This is a genomic window from Geomicrobium sp. JCM 19038 (assembly GCF_000698125.1).
In the GTDB taxonomy this organism is placed as follows: domain Bacteria; phylum Bacillota; class Bacilli; order Bacillales; family Marinococcaceae; genus Geomicrobium_A.
The window spans coordinates 1-2,413 of record NZ_BAXA01000030.1; the positions used below are offsets into that span (position 1 = coordinate 1).

Below are 2,413 nucleotides of genomic sequence, written 5' to 3' on the forward strand. Positions count from 1 at the left end.
TGATGGCGTGCCTTTTGTAGAATGAACCGGCGAGTGACGTGTACGTGCAAGGTTAAGTTGAAGAGACGGAGCCGCAGCGAAAGCGAGTCTGAATAGGGCGAAATAGTACGTGAACGTCGACCCGAAACCGTGTGATCTACCCATGTCCAGGGTGAAGGTCGGGTAACACCGACTGGAGGCCCGAACCCACGTAGGTTGAAAGCTGCGGGGATGAGGTGTGGGTAGGGGTGAAATGCCAATCGAACACGGAGATAGCTGGTTCTCCCCGAAATAGCTTTAGGGCTAGCCTCGGTTTTGAGAATCCTGGAGGTAGAGCACTGATTGGATGAGGGTCCCTACCGGATTACCGAGTTCAGTCAAACTCCGAATGCCAGTGATTTATGACCGGGAGTCAGACGGCGAGTGCTAAGATCCGTCGTCAAGAGGGAAACAGCCCAGATCACCAGCTAAGGTCCCAAAGTGTGTGTTAAGTGGGAAAGGATGTGGCGTTGCTTAGACAACCAGGATGTTGGCTTAGAAGCAGCCACCATTGAAAGAGTGCGTAATAGCTCACTGGTCGAGTGACGCTGCGCCGAAAATGTACCGGGGCTAAACACACCACCGAAGCTGTGGCAACTCTTAGGAGTTGGGTAGGGGAGCGTTCTGTAGGCAGAGAAGGTTGACCGTGAGGACAGCTGGAGCGTACAGAAGTGAGAATGCCGGTATGAGTAGCGAAAAGAAGGGTGAGAATCCCTTCCGTCGAAAATCTAAGGTTTCCTGAGGAAGGCTCGTCCGCTCAGGGTTAGTCGGGTCCTAAGCTGAGGCCGAAAGGCGTAGGCGATGGCAAACTGGTTGAAATTCCAGTACCACCTTGTCTCTGTTTGAACAATGGGGGGACGCAGAAAGGTAGGGAGAGCGTACAATTGGATGTGCGTCGAAGCGTACGAGGCCGTTGGATAGGCAAATCCGTCCAACACATAAGGCTGAGTCGTGACCGCGAAAGGCATAGCGCCCTTGAGTCCCTGATCCTCCGCTGCCGAGAAAAGCCTCTAGTGAGGAGACAGGTGCCCGTACCGCAAACCGACACAGGTAGATGGGATGAGAATTCTAAGACGCGCGGGAGAACTCTCGTTAAGGAACTCGGCAAAATGACCCCGTAACTTCGGGAGAAGGGGTGCTCCTTGGGGTGAATAGCCCTGGGGAGCCGCAGTGAAAAGGCCCAAGCGACTGTTTATCAAAAACACAGGTCTCTGCGAAGTCGTAAGACGAAGTATAGGGGCTGACACCTGCCCGGTGCTGGAAGGTTAAGAGGAGGACTTAGCTTCGGCGAAGGTTCGAATTGAAGCCCCAGTAAACGGCGGCCGTAACTATAACGGTCCTAAGGTAGCGAAATTCCTTGTCGGGTAAGTTCCGACCCGCACGAAAGGTGCAACGACTTGGGCACTGTCTCAACGAGAGACCCGGTGAAATTATAGTACCTGTGAAGATGCAGGTTACCCGCGACAGGACGGAAAGACCCCATGGAGCTTTACTGCAGCTTGATATTGGGTTTGGGCACAGCTTGTACAGGATAGGTAGGAGCCTTGGAAACCGGAGCGCTAGCTTCGGTGGAGGCGCTGGTGGGATACTACCCTTGCTGTGTTGAAATCCTAACCTCGAACCGTGATCCGGTTCAGGAACAGTGTCTGGTGGGCAGTTTGACTGGGGCGGTCGCCTCCTAAAGAGTAACGGAGGCGCCCAAAGGTTCCCTCAGAATGGTTGGAAATCATTCGAAGAGTGCAAAGGCAGAAGGGAGCTTGACTGCGAGACTTACAAGTCGAGCAGGGACGAAAGTCGGGCTTAGTGATCCGGCGGCACCGTATGGAAGGGCCGTCGCTCAACGGATAAAAGCTACCCTGGGGATAACAGGCTAATCTCCCCCAAGAGTCCACATCGACGGGAGGTTTGGCACCTCGATGTCGGCTCGTCGCATCCTGGGGCTGAAGTAGGTCCCAAGGGTTGGGCTGTTCGCCCATTAAAGCGGCACGCGAGCTGGGTTCAGAACGTCGTGAGACAGTTCGGTCCCTATCCGTCGTGGGCGTTGGAAATTTGAGAGGAGCTGTCCTTAGTACGAGAGGACCGGGATGGACACACCGCTGGTGTACCAGTTGTTCCGCCAGGAGCATCGCTGGGTAGCTACGTGTGGCAGGGATAAGTGCTGAAAGCATCTAAGCATGAAGCCCCCCTCGAGATGAGATTTCCCATCATGTAAATGAGTAAGACCCCTGAGAGACGATCAGGTAGATAGGTCTGGTGTGGAAGTGTGGCGACACATGGAGCTGACAGATACTAATCGGTCGAGGATTTATCCACAAACTTTTTAAGGTTGCTGGGTCAAATCCGGTCAAATGTCTTGCGAATCCGTTATTCAGTTTTGAGAGAACGAAACTCTCAT

General features: G+C 53.7%; 1 rRNA gene. It reads left to right on the forward strand.

Annotation, left to right across the window (positions count from 1 at the left end):
• A 23S ribosomal RNA gene (locus tag JCM19038_RS20115) occupies positions 1-2,331 on the forward strand; the annotation flags it as partial.
• Positions 2,332-2,413 lie beyond the last annotated feature (82 nt).